This is a genomic window from [Clostridium] citroniae WAL-17108, assembly GCF_000233455.1.
Classification (GTDB): domain Bacteria; phylum Bacillota; class Clostridia; order Lachnospirales; family Lachnospiraceae; genus Enterocloster; species Enterocloster citroniae.
This window is the reverse complement of the sequence record NZ_JH376429.1, coordinates 174,655-191,140: the sequence shown is the minus strand read 5'-3', so window position 1 is coordinate 191,140 and position 16,486 is coordinate 174,655. Positions and strand designations below refer to the sequence as shown.

General features: G+C 51.8%; 17 protein-coding genes. 9 read left to right on the top strand and 8 right to left on the bottom strand.

The window, feature by feature from the left end; genetic code table 11:
* Window positions 1-8 precede the first annotated feature (8 nt).
* The 6 genes from HMPREF9469_RS25565 to HMPREF9469_RS25540 form a co-directional block, all read right to left on the bottom strand.
* Window positions 9-803, bottom strand: a complete 795-nt coding sequence (locus HMPREF9469_RS25565; RefSeq protein WP_007869017.1) for a response regulator transcription factor — start codon at window positions 801-803, stop codon at window positions 9-11.
* Entirely contained in the window at window positions 796-2,523 is a 1,728-nt protein-coding gene (locus HMPREF9469_RS25560) for a sensor histidine kinase (protein ID WP_007869015.1), read from the bottom strand. The genes HMPREF9469_RS25565 and HMPREF9469_RS25560 overlap by 8 nt, the downstream gene beginning before the upstream one ends.
* Window positions 2,524-2,642: 119 nt before the next feature.
* Window positions 2,643-4,307 (bottom strand): ABC transporter permease, encoded by a 1,665-nt coding sequence (locus tag HMPREF9469_RS25555; RefSeq protein ID WP_007869013.1) that lies wholly within the window; start codon window positions 4,305-4,307, stop codon window positions 2,643-2,645.
* Window positions 4,304-5,404: an ABC transporter ATP-binding protein gene (locus tag HMPREF9469_RS25550; protein ID WP_007869011.1), complete on the bottom strand. Its 1,101-nt coding sequence runs from the start codon at window positions 5,402-5,404 to the stop codon at window positions 4,304-4,306. Before HMPREF9469_RS25550 ends, HMPREF9469_RS25555 begins: the two co-directional genes overlap by 4 nt.
* A gap of 240 nt (window positions 5,405-5,644) precedes the next feature.
* The gene (locus HMPREF9469_RS25545; RefSeq protein ID WP_007869008.1) at window positions 5,645-6,757 is read right to left on the bottom strand and encodes an extracellular solute-binding protein; all 1,113 of its coding nucleotides are present in this window, start codon (window positions 6,755-6,757) and stop codon (window positions 5,645-5,647) included.
* Between the two features lie 191 nt (window positions 6,758-6,948).
* A complete protein-coding gene (locus HMPREF9469_RS25540; RefSeq protein ID WP_007869005.1) occupies window positions 6,949-7,458 on the bottom strand; it encodes a helix-turn-helix domain-containing protein in 510 nt (169 codons plus the stop codon).
* A 166-nt stretch (window positions 7,459-7,624) separates the two neighbouring features.
* Here HMPREF9469_RS25540 and rbr point away from each other — a divergent pair, with 166 nt between their 5' ends.
* From rbr to HMPREF9469_RS25510, 6 genes are all read left to right on the top strand, one after another.
* The gene (gene rbr / locus HMPREF9469_RS25535) at window positions 7,625-8,224 is read left to right on the top strand and encodes a rubrerythrin (RefSeq protein ID WP_007869001.1); all 600 of its coding nucleotides are present in this window, start codon (window positions 7,625-7,627) and stop codon (window positions 8,222-8,224) included.
* Between the two features lie 185 nt (window positions 8,225-8,409).
* Window positions 8,410-9,081 carry an HAD family hydrolase gene (locus HMPREF9469_RS25530; RefSeq protein ID WP_007869000.1) on the top strand — a complete coding sequence of 224 codons (672 nt, stop codon included), beginning with the start codon at window positions 8,410-8,412 and terminating at the stop codon, window positions 9,079-9,081.
* Window positions 9,082-9,097: 16 nt separating this feature from the next.
* Window positions 9,098-9,976: a metallophosphoesterase gene (locus HMPREF9469_RS25525; protein ID WP_007868997.1), complete on the top strand. Its 879-nt coding sequence runs from the start codon at window positions 9,098-9,100 to the stop codon at window positions 9,974-9,976.
* 135 nt (window positions 9,977-10,111) lie between these two features.
* Window positions 10,112-10,906: a segregation and condensation protein A gene (locus HMPREF9469_RS25520; RefSeq protein ID WP_007868994.1), complete on the top strand. Its 795-nt coding sequence runs from the start codon at window positions 10,112-10,114 to the stop codon at window positions 10,904-10,906.
* A 21-nt stretch (window positions 10,907-10,927) separates the two neighbouring features.
* Window positions 10,928-11,713, top strand: coding sequence for an SMC-Scp complex subunit ScpB (gene scpB / locus HMPREF9469_RS25515; RefSeq protein WP_007868990.1), 786 nt, complete (start codon window positions 10,928-10,930; stop codon window positions 11,711-11,713).
* A 64-nt stretch (window positions 11,714-11,777) separates the two neighbouring features.
* The gene (locus HMPREF9469_RS25510) at window positions 11,778-12,401 is read left to right on the top strand and encodes a manganese efflux pump MntP (RefSeq protein WP_007868987.1); all 624 of its coding nucleotides are present in this window, start codon (window positions 11,778-11,780) and stop codon (window positions 12,399-12,401) included.
* 144 nt (window positions 12,402-12,545) lie between these two features.
* Here HMPREF9469_RS25510 and HMPREF9469_RS25505 read toward each other — a convergent pair whose 3' ends face one another.
* Window positions 12,546-12,872 carry a helix-turn-helix domain-containing protein gene (locus tag HMPREF9469_RS25505; protein WP_007868984.1) on the bottom strand — a complete coding sequence of 109 codons (327 nt, stop codon included), beginning with the start codon at window positions 12,870-12,872 and terminating at the stop codon, window positions 12,546-12,548.
* A 151-nt stretch (window positions 12,873-13,023) separates the two neighbouring features.
* Window positions 13,024-13,272 (bottom strand): helix-turn-helix transcriptional regulator, encoded by a 249-nt coding sequence (locus HMPREF9469_RS25500; protein WP_007868982.1) that lies wholly within the window; start codon window positions 13,270-13,272, stop codon window positions 13,024-13,026.
* Between the two features lie 185 nt (window positions 13,273-13,457).
* Between HMPREF9469_RS25500 and HMPREF9469_RS25495 the strand changes: the two genes are divergently transcribed.
* The 3 genes from HMPREF9469_RS25495 to hflX are packed head-to-tail and all read left to right on the top strand — an operon-like array spanning window position 13,458 to window position 16,245.
* On the top strand, window positions 13,458-13,973 hold the full coding sequence (locus HMPREF9469_RS25495) for a dCTP deaminase/dUTPase family protein (RefSeq protein WP_007868968.1): 516 nt from the start codon (window positions 13,458-13,460) through the stop codon (window positions 13,971-13,973).
* Window positions 13,974-13,979: 6 nt separating this feature from the next.
* Entirely contained in the window at window positions 13,980-14,966 is a 987-nt protein-coding gene (locus HMPREF9469_RS25490; RefSeq protein ID WP_007868964.1) for a tetratricopeptide repeat protein, read from the top strand.
* A gap of 1 nt (window position 14,967) precedes the next feature.
* Complete coding sequence (hflX, locus tag HMPREF9469_RS25485; RefSeq protein WP_040417325.1) at window positions 14,968-16,245, top strand: GTPase HflX; 1,278 nt, start codon at window positions 14,968-14,970, stop codon at window positions 16,243-16,245.
* Window positions 16,246-16,486: the final 241 nt, after the last annotated feature.

The window sequence follows — 16,486 nt, the reverse complement described above, 5'->3', positions numbered from 1 at the left end:
GTCCTTATTCAGGAGGATTCCCCCCCGCCCTCGATAAAGCGTACAGGGGAACAGCCAATGTATTTTTTAAATACCTTGATAAAATATTTATAGTCAGAAAATCCCACAAGGTCTGCGATCTCGTAGACCTTGTATTTATTTTCCTTTAAAAGCTCCACTGCCTTCTGCATCCGGTAGCGGTTAAGAAAATCATTAAAGGTGTAGCCCGTGCCGCTTTTGAACTTGGCATTGAGATAAGTGCAGGACATGCCGCACTGTTCGCTTACATCTGTCAGGGATACCCGGGAGTAGTAGTGTTCCCTGATGTAATCCATCATGAACTCCACATGGGGATTGCCCTCGGCCAGCTCCTCCGGGGACAGGGAGTCCAGGATCCCCAGTTTCTTTTTTTCCATGTCGATCTGCTTCATCTCATCCCGCAGCCTGGCGGCAGCCATCTGTTTTTGGATTATCTTTCCAAGGGCATCATACAGTTCATTAAAGTTTACAGGCTTTAGCAGATACTCTGTCACCCCCAGGGTGATGGCTTTTCTGGCATATTCAAATTCGCTGTACCCGGACACGATGATGGCGTCATATCCGTATTCCCGTATGCTTTTTTCCAGCATTTCCAGGCCGTCCATGACCGGCATGTTGATGTCCACGATTACGATGTCGGGCCTGGTTTCCCTGATCTTCTCCAGTCCCTCCAGGCCGTCCGCGGCTTCACCGGCCACCACACAGCCGGCCTGCTGCCAGTTCACCATAAACATCAGGCCTTTGCGTATGATATCTTCATCTTCCACGATCAGGACTTTATACATAACCATCCTCCATCTCTGCGGGAAGGGTGATGACCACCCTTGTACCCTTGCCCGGGCTGCTGTCAATGGCCATACCGTAAGCCGGCCCGTAGAGCAGTCTTACCACCCGGTGGGAATTGTACAGCCCGATATGCTCCCTGTAAATGTCCTCCTGCTCCAGGCCTTCCCTGAGCTCCTCCAGTTTCTCTTTGCTGATGCCGCTGCCGTTATCCTCCACGCAGAGTTTTAAATTCCCCTCTGCCATCCATGCGCTGATGGTGACGGAAACAGAGTGTATATCCTTCATCCCGTGGACAAGGGAATTTTCCACCACGGGCTGGAGTAAAAGTTTGGGGATCCTGCACCCCAAAAGCTCCTCCGGTATGTCGATATGATAGTTCAGCCGTCTGTTATAGCGCATTTTCTGGAGGAGCAGGTAGTCGTTGATGTACTCAATATCGGTCTGAAGAGGGACAATGGTGCTTCCGTAATAGATGCTGTAGCGCATCAGGTTGGCAAAAGCCATGACCATGTCGGAGGCCTTAGCTCCATCGATCACGATCTCGTAGCGCAGTGTCTCCAGCACATTAAAGATAAAATGAGGGTTAAATTGTTCCTCCAGCTGCTTGATCTCCATCACCCGCTTGCGCTCGGCCAGCTCACTGTTGTGCAGCATCAGCTCCTCCCGCTGCAGGACCATTTTGCGGAACGCGTCCCCCAGTACCTTAAACTCATCAAACACCTGACCCTTGAGCTTATAGTCCATGTTGCCACGGCCCATCTCGGCCACAGAGGTCTGCAGTTCATCAATGGCTTCCAGATTCTTCCTGGTGATCCGAAAGGTCAGCGGCGGTATCATGACCAGCATCAGTATACCCACCAGGCCCAGAAACAGCATGCCGTAGGACACCAGGGTCCTCTGGAACTCCATGGACACCAGGGTGTACAGCACCAGGGTGCTTTCCGGAAGCATTTCCTTTTGTACGTGGTAGTGCTTGCCGTTTACCCTGACCACATTTCCCTTTTCCCACTCCATCCTGTACTTGCCTGCCGGATACTTCTCCATGGGATCGGCGCTCTGCCTGCCGATGGAAAAGATCAGGTTATCATAGCGGTCCGTGAGGATCACGTCATCCAGGGGATAGTTCCTAACCGTCTCATAGATCTGTTCGTCCGACAGATCAAAAAAAAGATACCCCAGTACCTTTGATGAGTCTGAAACAGCCCGGGACAAGATCAGATCCCCCTCCTGTCCATGGGCATAATTGAGCCTGCTTGGCAGGGTGAAGATCTTATCCGGCTCAAGGGCCATTTTCTCGAATAAACTCTGATAAACCGTGCTGTTTAAAAAGATATCCCGGTTTCCCTCAAACAGGTTGGAGCTAACGATGGTGCCGCCGCTGTCCGTGAGCACAAAGCTGCACCGGATGGACTGCCGGGTGGAAAACTCATAAAGCAGCCGGTTTACCTCGGTAACCCGGCCGCTGTCTTTGTCCTTAAGGGCTTCCAGGATCCTGTAATCCGAGGTGAACCGGACCAGCCCTTTCTCATAATCGCCCACCTGCCGGTCCAGGATCTCTGCCAGCAGGGCGTTGTTCTTTTTATTTCCTCCGGCGCTGATCCATTCCACATTGATGAACAGAAACAGTCCCACCAGCACAAACAGCAGGCTGATAATGGAAAACGAATATCTGAGAAAGGAACGTTTAATATAATCCCTGTACTGATTGCTGGCTGCCATAAGTGCCTCCTGTTAAGCTTCTGTCTGCCGGCCGCCCTTCTTTTAGCCAGGAGAGCGGCCGTAAACTTAATTATACCATAGTTTCAGTTCCTGTTCCAGACAGGGATCCTTCTATGATTCTATATACTGATATCGTTGCTTCCCGTTACCTTAAAGAACACCAGCAGGGATACGATACTGGTCAATGTCAGTATGGTGGAATAAGCAGCCGCATTGCCGAAATTGCTCCTGATAACTTCCGCGTAGATGGCCACGGTCAGGGTCTGGGTCTTGCTGGTGTAGAGGATGATGGAGGAACTGAGCTCGCTGATCAGGGTGATCCAGCTCATGATAGCGCCTGAGAGCACGCCGGACATCATCATGGGTACGGTTATCTTTACAAAGGATTTTGTCTCCGTACACCCCAGGCTGATGGCAGCCTCCTCCACACTGGGGCTGATCTGGCCGATGATGGCCGTGCTGGAGCGGATGGTGTAGGGCATTCGCCGGATGGACAGGGAAATGATGATGATAATGGCCGTGCCGCTGAGGAGCATGGGTTTGCTGTTAAATGCATACAGGAAGGAGATACCAAGTACGGATCCAGGGATGATATAGGGAAACATGGTCACTGTGTCCAGTATGCCGGTGAGGAAGGATTTCTTTCTCACGGTGAGATAGGAGATAAGGATTCCCAGCACCACCACAATGGCAATGGCGCACAGGCCAAACAGGTAGGTGTTGAAAATAGCGCCGTTGTTGTTCTTGGAGAACAGGGTATTCCTGTAGTTTTCCAGTGAAAAGCCTCCGGTGTAAACCGTGCCTCCGCCTGTTGCCAGGAAGGAGGTGAAGATAACGGTCAGCTGCGGCAGGATGGCCACAAACACCACTGCATACACAAACAGGTGGGACAGGATATTCTTGGTCCCTGTACAGTGTTCCGCTTCCATGGGTTTTAAGGCGGTCATGGAGTAGGTGAACCGGTTTCCCAAATAGCGCTGGAAGAAGAACAGTACCAGGGTTATGACAATGACGATCACACAGAGAGCTGCCGCAAAATGGTCATCCGTACTCACCTCACCCATAAACTGGCTGTAGACCAGCACCGGGAAGGTCTTGTATCCCTCGCCGATGAGCATGGGGGTGCCGAAATCAGAGAACACCCTCATGAATACCAGCAGGGAGCTGGCAAGCATGGTGGGCATGACCAGGGGAATGATGACCTGTATGACACGCTGGAACGCTGTGCATCCCAGGCTTTCCGCGGCTTCATTCAAGGAATTGTCCAGGTTTTTTAATGCACCTGAAATATACATGTATACCAATGGAAAGGACTGGAGTGAGAATACCAGCACAATGCCGGCAAAACCGTAAATACCTCCCAGTTTGACCTGGAACAGGCTGTTGAGGATCTTGGTGATAAAACCGTTGCGGCCCAGCAGCTGGATCCATGCGTAAGCTCCGATAAATGGCGGTGAGAGATAGGAGATCACGATCAGGATGTTCAGGTACTTGCTGCCACGGATCTTTACGCTCCGCAGCACATAGGCCATGATCAGGCCTAAAAACGCGGCCACCAGGGTGGAGACAATAGTTACCTTAAAGCTGTTCACCAGGGTGCTCCAGTAATATTTTCTTGCAAAGAATTTTGTAAAGTAGCTAAAACTCAGCTTACCTTCCTCGGTAAGCACGCTTTTATACAGCACAAGGACCAGGGGATAGACCACGAAGAGAAGGAACAGGGCCAGGATTCCCAGTGCCATGACGATCCATATATTCAGTTTTTTCTCTCCTGCATACCTCATGAATGCTCCCTCCTGACAATAAGGCTTTCGCTGCCGTCCTGGTTATATACGTTGATCTTAGCCGGCTGAACCCCAAGGCGTACCGGGGTGTGGTCAGGGATGATATCCCATATATCGGAATTCTGGATAACCTCCATCTCTTTTCCGTCCGCTGTTTCCACAAAATAGTGGGTGGTGACTCCCAGGAATACGCTGCTTCGCACAATGGCAGGTATGCCCTGGTCCGCCTCTCTGTTCAGGATAAATTCCTCAGGACGTACAGACACCTTGACAGGCTGGCCGTTAACACAGGAGCTGTTCAGGTTATCCATGGCAACCGCGTAATCGCCCATGCGCACCAGGGTGGTATTGCCCGAGGTTTCAATGGCGCCGTCAAGGATGTTGGAGAGTCCGATAAAGGTGGACACGAACAGATTGGCAGGGCGCTGGTAAATGTTCTTTGGGGTATCGATCTGCTGGATGACGCCTCCGTTCATGACAGCGATCCGGTCCGATACGGCCAGGGCCTCCTCCTGGTCATGAGTCACGTAAAGGGTGGTGATGCCCACCTGCTGCTGGATCCGCTTGATGGCATTGCGCATTTCCACACGCAGCTTTGCGTCCAGGTTGGACAGGGGTTCATCCATGAGAAGGACCTCCGGATGGATGACAATGGCCCTGGCCAGAGCCACACGCTGCTGCTGGCCGCCGGACAGCTTGGAGGGCATACGCTTTTTCAGGTGATCGATCTTTACCACTTTCAGTATTTCGTCCACCTGGGATTCTATCTGGGCCTGAGGCATTTTCCTGTTCTTTAATCCAAAGGCCACATTGTCGCGCACGGACATGTGGGGGAAAATGGCATAGTTCTGAAATACCATTCCCATGTTCCTTTTGTTGGTGGGAATGTTGTTGATGACCTTGCCATCGATTTTGATCTCGCCGCCTTCAATGGAGTTAAAGCCGATGATCATGCGCAGCAGAGTGGTCTTTCCGCACCCGGAAGGGCCCAGAAGGGTAAAAAATTCACCGGGCCGCACGTCCAGGGAAAGGCCGTTTATAATAGTGTCCTTGCCAAAACGTTTGATGACATTTTCAATGTTGATCGCTACACTCATACCTGTAAATCCTCCTTAATATTAAGCGTCCGTCCGGCTTTCTCCCGACCGCCCGGGCGGATATTGTCCTGATTTTGGGAACAGAAAAGCTTATTTTGGGAACAGAAAAGGACTGCCATATCTGACCGACTCCCGCCGGGGGAGGCGGTTGGTGCCGCGGTGCCGTACCGCAAACATGGTACGGCACCGCGGCAGAGTGGTGGTCAGGTCCAGGGCAGTCCTTTTAACAGACGGGAATCATTAATCCATGGATGTCTCCATGTGCTCGCTGAACAGATTGGTGATTTCTGTCTTGTGTTCAGCAACCCATCCCTCATCATAATTATCAAACAGTTTAATTTCAGACTGTGGTGTCATATAGTCAGCTAACTTGGCGTCCTTTCTAAGGGGTCTGACGGTCAGGTTGGAGCCCACTGCGTTCTGAATCTTTTCGGACAGCATGTAGTCCACAAATTTTTTGGCGTTTTCCGGATGTTTGCAGTCTTTTAAGATCTGTACGGACTCTCCGGGGAATATGGCTCCCTCTTCCGGGAATACAACCTCTACAGCTGCGCCTTCCTTAACATAGTTGGCTGCCGGATCTTCCCAGGTAAGCCCTACCACATACTCGCCCTCGGCCACGCCCTTGTATACCTGGCTGGAGCTGTTGCACATCTTGCCGTCCAGGTTGGCGATGAACTGGTCCACATAATCCCAGGCCTGGTCTGACAGGGGATCGCCGTCCTTTCCCATGCCGTAAAGCATGGCCAGTAAGGACTGGAATGCGGAGCTGGAGTTTACAGGGTCGCCGAAAGCGATCTTGCCCTTTAACTCAGGATTTAGAAGATCCTCAAAGCCATCGATCTTCATGTCGCCCTTTAAGTCCTTGTTTACGATCATGACCGTTGGGTCTGCAAATGCAGGTGTGAAATATCCGGTGGTATTGCGGAATGCCTCCAGCATGTTGCCGTCCTCGGAGGAGACATACTCCATGAACAGGTCCTTGGAAGCGGAGAGCATGGTCTGGTCAGCTACCCAGAAGATATCGCCCAGAGGGTTATCCTTTTCTGACTGGGCCCTCTTAAGAAGTTCGCCGGTCCCTGCCACCACAACTTCAACTTTGATGCCCGTATCCTTTTCAAACTCAGGGATCACAGCATTGTTCAGGGCCTCGCTGCGGGCCGTGTAAACCACCAGTACGGGATCCTCTTCCCCGGCCGCTTCCCCGCTTGCCGCCTGTGCTTTTGCCTCCCCGGCCGCCTCTGTCTTGGCCGGCTCAGCCGGTGCCTTTGTGCCGGTACTGCCGCCGGAACAGCCTGTGGCTGCAAGGGCTACTGCCATGATACATGCTGATACTTTCTGAAACTTCCTCATTCTAAATCGCTCCTCCCTCTCTTGCTTGATCAACAGTTCTTTGTTTTATCAACAGTTGTTTCTCATATCTCAATTCTAGCATTTGTCCGTGGAAAGTAAATCCGACAATACATCAAAAAGGTGGAAAATAAACAACAGGCGGTCTGAAGAGAGTGAAAATTCTCGGACCGCCTGCGGATATGGCTGAATGTTTATTTGTTTTTCTTGCTGTCTTTTCCCTTTTTCCCGTCTTTGGATGATTTTTTATCACCCTTTTCGCCCTTTTTGGACTTGCCTGCTTTTTTGGGTTTGTCGTTCTTGGCCGCTTCAGGCTTGTCGCCCTTGGCCGGATCGGACCTTTTCTGCTTGGCCGGAGGCGTGTCCTCCTGGCCGGAATCCTCTCCCTGGCCGGAATCTTCTCCCTGGCCATAATCCCCTTCCTGACCGGGACCCTCTGCCTGATCACGATCATCCGGGGTGTCTGCGCTCTGGCCGGCCGGCACTTCCTCTGGCTGGGGAAGTTCATCGGGGACATACTCTATGATGTCGCTGATATCGCACTCCAGGATGGAGCACAGGGTGTCAAGGGTGTGGGTGGATACGTGCATGTTCTTTTTCAGGCGGCCGATTTGTCCGGCGCTGAAACTGTACTGTTTGATCAGTCTGTACTGGGTCATTCCACGTGCTTCCATGGTGGCCCATAAGCGGTCATAGCGGATCATAGTGTACTCCTCCTTAAATCGTTATTATCAATAAATGGATTATATCATGGGGGCCTTATAATTACAAGAATGATTGGTAAAAATGGGAATAAAAGAGAAGGTTTCAGGGCATAGTTAGGAGTGAACATAGATTCAGGTACCACGACTGAGAAAAGGAGGAATTTTTATGACGGATTTTAAGACAAGCGAAACAGCAAAAAATCTGATGAGGGCATTTGCCGGCGAAAGCCAGGCAAGGAACCGCTACACCTTTGCGGCAGGGCTGGCAAAAAAGCAGAAAATGCCCATGGTGGAGATGGTATTTAAATACACGGCAAACCAGGAAAAGGAACATGCCGAGATTTTTTACAACTATCTGAAGCCATTGGATAAGGAGACCATATTCATTGACGGAGGTTATCCGGTGGATTTGGAGGAAAATACCCTGGCCCAGTTGAATGCCGCTGCCCACAATGAGTATGAGGAGCATGATGTGGTGTACAAATCCTTTGCAGAGGTTGCTGAAAAGGAGGGATTTGCCCAGATCGCAGCATCCTTCCGCATGATCGCGGAAATTGAGAAGACCCACGGCGAACGCTTTCAGTATCTGGCCGGCCTGTTAGGCGAGGGAAGGCTTTATGACCGCCAGGAAAAGAACAGCTGGGTTTGTACCAACTGCGGCTATATTTATGAAGGGGAAGAACCGCCCCAGTTCTGTCCGGTCTGCCACCATGACCAGGGATATTTTGCAGGGCAGGAGCTTTCACCCTGGTTCCTCAAGGCTTAGAACCGTATCCAAACACGCTCTGGCGCATATTCCCCCGCGAAATTTGATTTTACAAAGCCGGGTGCAGATGATATAATGTCGGCAGACATGATAGAGGAATATCATAGACAAAGGGACTGGCATTGGGCAGTGGCCTGTCCAGTCCCTTATGATGACAGGCGCCCGGAGCAAAAGGAGAATGAACCATGGCAAAGAAAGTAAAGGCGGTCATATTTGACCAGGATGGTCTTATGTTTGATACGGAACGGCTTGTGCTTGAGGGCTGGGAGACAGCGGCGGCAAAGCACAATATAACATTTGAAAAGGATTTTTTCAGGGATCTGAGGGGGACGAAGCCGGATAAGGTGAAAGAGGCGTTCATCAGGCAGTATGGCCCTGACATTGATTTTGATTCCATATGCGAGGAAAAGCGGCTGTATTCCTATCACTGGGTGAAAAAAAACGGGGCGCCGGTTAAGCCGGGGCTTAAGGAACTGCTGGAATACCTGAAGTCCCATAATATAAAGACCGCAGTGGCCACGGCCAGCGGACGGGAGTGGACCCAGGGAAATGTAAAAAGCGCAGGGGTGGAAGGATATTTTGACCATTACATATATGGAGACATGGTGGAGGAGGCGAAGCCAAATCCCGCGATCTTCCTTTTGGCAGCCGGCACCCTGGGGGAAGATCCGGAGGAGTGTATGGTACTGGAGGACAGCTTTAACGGGATCAGGGCAGCCTACGCGGGCGGGTTCCTTCCCGTGATGGTGCCGGACCAGGATGAGCCGGATGAGGAACTATCCGGACTGCTGGCAGCCCGGTGTGATGTGCTGTCCGATGTCATCGGTCTGTTTAAAAACGGAACATTTGAGTATTAAGAGGAAGAACTATTATATGTGGAAAGAAGCGGCAGCATGGATGGCCGGGCTGGGCTGCGCCTGCCTGGCCCTGTCAGAATATGAGAAGAAACATTTTTCCGTGGAAGCAGTGACCATGGGATCAGATAAACTGGATCAGGACAGGACCCTTGTGTTTTTGTCGGATTTACATAACAACGAATTCGGGCAGGACAACTGCCAGCTGGTGGAGGCGGTCCGCGGCATAAAACCGGACGCCGTCCTGTGCGGCGGCGATATGATGGTGTGCAAGGGGACGGGGGATGTGGGCGTCCCCATAAAACTGATTTCGCAGCTGGCAGACCGGTATCCGGTCTATTATGGAAACGGCAACCACGAAAACCGTATGACCTGGGAGCGGGACGTATACGGAACTCTGTATGAGGAATACAAAAGCGCTTTAAGACGCATGGGAGTGGTGTACCTGGAGGATGAAACCGCGGCTTTGGGAACAGATGTCCTGATTTCTGGGATCGATCTGGGCAAGCGCTATTACCGGAAGGCCCTGTACCAGAAAATGCCCTCCATGGGAAAGGAATATCTGGACCGGAAGCTGGGGCGGACAGACCATGTGGAAGGAAAAGACAGGTTCAGGATCCTTCTGGCCCACTCACCTCTTTACTTTGCGGACTATGCGGCCTGGGGGGCCGATTTGACCCTGGCAGGTCATTTTCATGGGGGAACCATACGGATTCCCGTGCTGGGAGGAGTCATGACGCCCCAGTACCAGTTTTTTCTGCCCTGGTGCGCCGGGGATTTTGAACAGCAGGGAAAGCGGATGGTGGTGAGCCGGGGACTGGGGACCCACTCCATCAATATCCGGTTAAACAACCGGCCACAGCTGGTGGTGGTGTACCTTAAAAAACAGCGGAAATAACAGGACCCTTGTAAACAGAGAGGGATTTGTGATAATATAAAATTCAGCGTTACAGTCCAGGACGGCTTTTCCGGTCAAAAAGATGAGCCGTCCTGAACAGTTGCAATTCAGCAATAAATGGGAACAGGTGGACACATGGAGACCATATCATACAAGCTGGAGCATTTTGAGGGCCCTCTGGACCTGCTGCTCCATCTCATTGAAAAGAACAAGGTAAATATATATGATATCCCCATTGTGGATATTACGGCCCAGTACCTGGATTACGTGCGCCATATGGAGCGGGAGGACCTGAACGTGGTCAGCGAGTTCCTTGTCATGGCAGCCACGCTGTTAGACATCAAGGCGAAAATGCTGCTGCCCAAGGAAGTGGACGAGGAAGGGGAAGAGATCGACCCCAGGGCTGAACTGGTACAGCGGTTATTGGAATATAAGCGGTACAGGCTGATGGCGGACGAACTGGCCGACCGGGAGGATGGGGCTCAGAAGCATTTGTATAAGCCCTCCACCCTGCCGCCTGAGGTGGCAAAATATGAGCCGCCCGTGGATCTGGACCGACTGCTGGACGGTCTCACTCTGGCCAAGCTCCAGAGGATCTTTGAGCAGGTGATGAAGCGCAAGGAGGATAAGATCGACCCCATCAGAAGCAATTTCGGTACTATAAAAAGGGAGCCGGTCAGTCTGGAGCAGAAGATCGGTCAGCTTCTCACCTTTGCAAAAGGCAGGAGGCATTTCAGCTTCAGGCAGCTGCTGGAAGGGCAGGGGGACAAGCTGGAAGTGGTGGTCACCTTCCTGGCCGTATTGGAACTGATGAAGATCGGCAAGATCCAGCTGAAGCAGGAAGAAACCTTCGGGGATATGGAGATAGAGGCCCTGGATCAGGATGACGGGGACATGGATCTGGACCTGGAGGGAATGGACGATTTTTAATGATAAGTGGATGGGTGAATGATGAGCAAGAAGGATAAAGTGGAAGCATTGGAAGCAGCTGCAGGGAGCCTTAAGACCCGGGCCGGCAAGACGATCAGCACAGCGGGTACGGGAGCGGCCGCTGCCGGCAGGGATGGAGGCGCGCAGCCCCAGGAAGGGCCGGAACAGATGGAGTTTACCTTTCCGCCCACTGAGAATGAAAAAGAGCAGGAAGCCATTATTGAAGCTGTTCTTTTTACCATGGGAAATTCAGTGGAGCTGCGCCGGCTGGCAGTGGCCATCGGCCAGGACCAGGCAGTGGCAAAACGGGCGGTGGAGCGTCTGATGGAGCGGTACCGAAGATCCAAAGGCGGGATGGAGATCACCCAGCTGGAGGACAGCTACCAGATGTGCACCAAATCCGACTATTATGAAAACCTGATCCGGGTAGCCGCCACGCCCAAAAAGCAGGTACTGACCGAGGTAGTGCTGGAAACTCTTTCCATCATTGCCTATAAACAGCCGGTGACTAAGATGGAGATAGAGAAGATAAGGGGCGTAAAGTCGGATCATGCGGTGAACCGTCTGGTGGAGTATAATCTGGTGTATGAGGTGGGCCGCCTGGATGCCCCGGGCCGGCCGGCACTGTTTGCCACCACGGAGGAATTCTTAAGACGGTTTGGGGTCGGTTCAGTCCAGGACCTGCCTGACATAAACCCGGAACAGGAAGCGGAGATCAAGGCACAGGTGGAGGAAGAGCTGCAGCTTAAGCTGGAGGAGACAGGGCTGTCGGTCCTGGAGGAGGCGGCTGCCACAAAAGAAGAGTGAGGAAGTGAGATTCCCAAACATGGACTTGAGGAATATAATAAAATAAAAAGAAAAAGATGAGATCATGTTTGGAAGTCTGATTTTAGTATTTGCTCTCTGTACAGATACCTTTGTGGCAAGCCTGGCCTATGGTGCAAACCGGGTCCATGTCACATGGGGAAAGGTGGCGCTGCTCAATGGGATCTGCAGCGGCTGTCTGGGCCTGGCCCTGGGGATGGGGAGTCTGATAGATGCCTTTATGCCTGAGGATCTTACCAAGATCATCTGCTTTGTATGCCTGTTTGCCCTGGGATTTGTCAAGCTCCTGGATTACAGCATCAAAGCGTTTATCAACCGCAACTGCCATATCAGGAGAAACCTGAGTTTTAACCTTTCCGGGCTAAAGGTGATTGTGAGTATATACGGGGATCCCATGGCGGCGGATGTGGACGGATCCCTTTCACTTGGATGGAAGGAGACTGTTTTTCTTGCCCTGGCAATGTCCATCGACAGCCTGGTGGCGGGGACCATGGCCGCTTTTTTGAACCTCCCCACAGGCGCCACCCTGGGGTTGTCCTTTGTAGTGGGCGTCTGCATGATGTATGCCGGACTGTGGCTGGGCGGTAAAGTGGCGTCCAAATGGAAATGCGACTTGTCCTGGATCAGCGGGGTACTGCTTATGATCCTAGCCCTGATGAAGGTGCTTTAAAATAAAGGTAACAGTTCCGGACCGCGGGAAAATAGGATGTCCTGAACAGTTACAAATAAGGTAATATAAATTTAAGGCATGGCTTTGGTGGGAACCGGAGCCATGCCTTATTGGGTGGTGCGCCCGGCGGCGCACGTGTCTGTTCTAATGGGACTGATCCTTGGCTGACAGGCCCTCCATGTAAGCCTCGGCCCTCAGTTTGTCCGTCTGGTCCAGCTTATCGTACAGGTCCAGCACCCGTTTCTGCTGCGGGTTCAGGGTCATCTGCACACCGTCCGTGCTGTAAAACTGGGCAATGGTAATCCCCATCACATCGCAGATACGCCTGATGGTAGGAATGCTGGGAACCGTTGTGCGCCGGAACAGGTTGCCTATGTTGTTAGGGGATGTATCCATCTCAATGGCCAGGCGGTAATGACTCCATCCGCGTTCCTGGCAAAGTTCTTCAATGCGTTCCAGCTCAAAACTCATGTTCTCACCACCATTGTCTGAATTCTAGGAAATCTTTTGTATTATTGTATCCTAGCGGTGAAAAAAACATTAGGCTGAAAAACAATGTATAAATTATGTACTATATAGTGAATATGGCCGCACAATTTAATAACAGTAACAAGGACCGGCATCAATCATCGAATCCCAGCATCTGATTTGGTTTGACGTTGAAGTAGTTGCAGAGTATCTTCAGTTCAATGTCAGTGACAAGCCTTTGGCCTTTTTCAATTCTTAAAATGGTAAGCTCACTGAAACTGTATCCAAGGACCTGCAGCTTTGCTGCCAGGGACCGCTGCGACAGGTGCCTTTCTTTGCGCAGTCTGCAAATCTGCTCGCCGATGAGATTCTTTCTCGGTTCAGAGTTATACGAGATTTTCATGAAGTTCCCTCTATTATGTCAGTATCGTATACTTCTAAAAATGAAGTATCCATCTCATTGTAAATGAATTTATATAAGTAGGGGATTCTAATACTGAAGCATGGAAAAATAAAGTAGAAAAATCCATGGGATTATGATAGACTGATAAGGACATTTTATTCATGAAATATAAAACAGGAGGCATCATGCAGAGAATCGCTAAATTTTATAAAGTAAGTTTTGAACAGTTCCAGGCTGACTGGGCTGATACATTTCCGGACACACCGGCGGAGCGGATCAGGGAGATCTATGAGGATATCAGGCTTCCCCGCCGCGCCACGTCAGGCTCTGCGGGATATGACTTCTTTACGCCGGTGGCAGTGAACTTAAAGCCGGGGGAGACGCTTAAGATCCCAACCGGCGTGCGTGCCCAGATGGAGGAGGGATGGGTGCTTCAGATCTTTCCGCGGAGCAGCCTGGGCTTTAAATTCCGCCTGCAGCTGAATAATACGGTGGGAATTATTGACAGCGATTATTTTTATTCGGACAACCAGGGGCATATGTTTGTCAAGATGACCAATGACACCAATGAGGGCAGGACCGTGGAACTTTCAGCCGGGACCGGATTTGCCCAGGGGATCTTTCTTCCCTTTGGGATCACTGTGGATGATGATTGCAAAGACTCACGCAACGGCGGGTTTGGAAGCACGGATGCGAGGTAGGTGAATATGGCAAATCGGGGAAGACGGGGAAATTACAGCGGACGCAGGCCCCAGGGAAACGGATATTACCAGGGGGCGGGAAAGCCGGGCAGCAATGCAAAGAGGAGGAAGCGCAGGAGGATAAGGGTGATGAAGGCGGTCATTGCCTGGGCGGTATGCGTCCTTCTCATTGGTCTGATCGCCGTGGGTACGTTCCGGGCGGTTTCCTCCGTGGCTTCTTCCAAGAAGCGGCAGATGCGCCAGGAGGGAACCCAGAAGATGGCTTCTGGGGATTACGCGGGAGCCATTGAGGACTTTGACGCGGCCCTGGAAAAGTCGGGCAAGAGATCCAAAGGATTTAACAGCGATGTCCTGATGTACAGGGCGGAGGCAGAGTATAAGCTCCGGGATTATGAGGCGTCCATCCACACCTATGACCTGCTTTTAGAGATGGAGCCATCCACAGCCTCCTATCTGTATGCACAGAGCATGTGCTATTCCCAGATGGGGGATACGGAAAATGCCGTTGCAAAATACCAGGCGGGAGCGGCTCTGGAAAAGGATGCAAAGGCATCGGCCGGAAAGATGGAAGCGCTGGTGGCGGCAGGCGGGGCATATGTGGATGCAAAAGAATACGAAAAGGCCATGGGCTTTTACCAGGATGCACTGAAGGAAGGGATGAAGCATGGGCAGATTTATAACCAGATGGGCCTTTGCCAGATGGCTGAGGAGGACTACCAGGGTGCTCTTGATTCATTTGAGCAGGGGTATGAAACGCTGGTGACCGGATATGAGCTGGGCACCGGGACATCCGCGGTCCAGGCAGCGGCAGCCCTGCCCGAGGATGCGTCCTCAGATATGGCTCTTTTAAAGGAACTGACGTATAACAGGGCCGTGGCCTACGAATACTTAAACCAATACCAGAAGGCCCTGGAGCTGTTTGAGGAGTACGTAACCGCCTTTGGCTCCAATGAAGATGCGGAACACGAGATCGCGTTCCTGAAAACAAGATAGGATGGCAGATTTGATCGATTTAAAGGAATTACAGGAAAAGGTAATACTGATAGCGGTGAGCACCGGGGAGGAGGACCACACAGAGGCATCCCTGGACGAGCTGGAGGAACTGGCAGCCACGGCAGGGGCCGTGACCATTGCCAGAGTGACGCAGAACCGGGAAAGGGTCCATCCGGGCACGTATCTTGGCAAGGGCAAGATCGATGAGGTAAGGGACCTGATCTGGGAACTTGGCGCCACGGGCGTGGTCTGTGATGATGAACTTTCACCCGCGCAGCTGAGGAACCTGGAGGATGCCCTGGACACCAAGGTGATGGACAGGACCATGGTCATCCTGGATATTTTTGCGGCCCGGGCCAACACAAGGGAGGGAAAGATCCAGGTGGAACTGGCCCAGTTAAAATACAGGGCCGTCCGCCTGGTTGGAATGCGCAACTCCCTGTCACGTCTGGGCGGCGGGATCGGGACCAGGGGACCGGGAGAGAAAAAGCTGGAAACAGACCGGCGTCTGATCCACCAGAGGATCGGGCAGCTGAAGGAAGAGTTGGAGGATGTAAAGCGGCACAGGGAAGTGACCAGGCAGCAGCGGGAGAAGAATTTCGCCCTCACAGCCGCCATTGTGGGCTATACCAACGCGGGAAAGTCCACTCTGTTAAACCGCCTTACAGGAGCGGGCATATTGGCGGAGGATAAGCTGTTTGCCACCCTGGATCCCACCACCAGAAGCTTTTATCTGGAGGACGGGCAGCAGATCCTTTTAACCGATACGGTGGGCTTTATACGCAAGCTTCCCCACCATCTGATCGAGGCGTTTAAGAGCACCCTGGAGGAGGCGCGCTACAGCGATATCATCCTTCATGTGGTGGACTGCGCCAATCCCCAGATGGACATGCAGATGCATGTGGTCAAGGAGACGCTTCGGGAGCTGGAGATCGTGGACAAAACGGTTGTGACCGTGTTTAACAAGACGGACCGGTTCAGGGAAATGGAATCGGAGGGACAGCCCCTGCAGCAGGTTCCAAGAGATTTTTCCTCAGACTACCAGGTGAGGATCTCGGCTAAAACCGGAGAAGGGCTGGATGAGCTGGAGAAAATATTTCTGACCATTATCAGAAGCAGGCGCGTCCTTCTGGAAAAGGTATATGCCTACTCCCAGGCCGGGCGCATCCAGACCATCCGCAAATACGGACAGCTGCTGGAAGAGGAATACAGAGATGACGGCATTGCTGTCAAAGCATATGTGCCCGCAGAACTTTTTGCGGGACTTTATTCCGACTGAGTTCCCGGATCGCATTTTTAAAACGCCCCCCATGGACGGCCCTGTGCCGCAAAGGCAGGCGGAATAAGGCTTTGCGGGGATTTGATAAAATAGTTATAAGTACAGGTAATAAGACACAATATCTAGTTTGATGCAAAAAGTTATGCATAGATATTGTGTTTTTCCTTGCGGTCTGCTATAATGAGTTCGTAGCTCGCTCCGGTTGGGGCGGGCCGTATATTTTCAGTTAATGCCTCCTGAT

Excerpts from the sequence above, each read along its gene's own strand:
- HMPREF9469_RS25565 (WP_007869017.1), bottom strand. The coding sequence starts at position 803 with ATGTATAAAGTCCTGATCGTGGAAGATGAAGATATCATACGCAAAGGC.
- HMPREF9469_RS25560 (WP_007869015.1), bottom strand. The coding sequence starts at position 2,523 with ATGGCAGCCAGCAATCAGTACAGGGATTATATTAAACGTTCCTTTCTC.
- HMPREF9469_RS25555 (WP_007869013.1), bottom strand. The coding sequence starts at position 4,307 with ATGAGGTATGCAGGAGAGAAAAAACTGAATATATGGATCGTCATGGCA.
- HMPREF9469_RS25550 (WP_007869011.1), bottom strand. The coding sequence starts at position 5,404 with ATGAGTGTAGCGATCAACATTGAAAATGTCATCAAACGTTTTGGCAAG.
- HMPREF9469_RS25545 (WP_007869008.1), bottom strand. The coding sequence starts at position 6,757 with ATGAGGAAGTTTCAGAAAGTATCAGCATGTATCATGGCAGTAGCCCTT.
- HMPREF9469_RS25540 (WP_007869005.1), bottom strand. The coding sequence starts at position 7,458 with ATGATCCGCTATGACCGCTTATGGGCCACCATGGAAGCACGTGGAATG.
- rbr (WP_007869001.1), top strand. The coding sequence starts at position 7,625 with ATGACGGATTTTAAGACAAGCGAAACAGCAAAAAATCTGATGAGGGCA.
- HMPREF9469_RS25530 (WP_007869000.1), top strand. The coding sequence starts at position 8,410 with ATGGCAAAGAAAGTAAAGGCGGTCATATTTGACCAGGATGGTCTTATG.
- HMPREF9469_RS25525 (WP_007868997.1), top strand. The coding sequence starts at position 9,098 with ATGTGGAAAGAAGCGGCAGCATGGATGGCCGGGCTGGGCTGCGCCTGC.
- HMPREF9469_RS25520 (WP_007868994.1), top strand. The coding sequence starts at position 10,112 with ATGGAGACCATATCATACAAGCTGGAGCATTTTGAGGGCCCTCTGGAC.
- scpB (WP_007868990.1), top strand. The coding sequence starts at position 10,928 with ATGAGCAAGAAGGATAAAGTGGAAGCATTGGAAGCAGCTGCAGGGAGC.
- HMPREF9469_RS25510 (WP_007868987.1), top strand. The coding sequence starts at position 11,778 with ATGTTTGGAAGTCTGATTTTAGTATTTGCTCTCTGTACAGATACCTTT.
- HMPREF9469_RS25505 (WP_007868984.1), bottom strand. The coding sequence starts at position 12,872 with ATGAGTTTTGAGCTGGAACGCATTGAAGAACTTTGCCAGGAACGCGGA.
- HMPREF9469_RS25500 (WP_007868982.1), bottom strand. The coding sequence starts at position 13,272 with ATGAAAATCTCGTATAACTCTGAACCGAGAAAGAATCTCATCGGCGAG.
- HMPREF9469_RS25495 (WP_007868968.1), top strand. The coding sequence starts at position 13,458 with ATGCAGAGAATCGCTAAATTTTATAAAGTAAGTTTTGAACAGTTCCAG.
- HMPREF9469_RS25490 (WP_007868964.1), top strand. The coding sequence starts at position 13,980 with ATGGCAAATCGGGGAAGACGGGGAAATTACAGCGGACGCAGGCCCCAG.
- hflX (WP_040417325.1), top strand. The coding sequence starts at position 14,968 with ATGGCAGATTTGATCGATTTAAAGGAATTACAGGAAAAGGTAATACTG.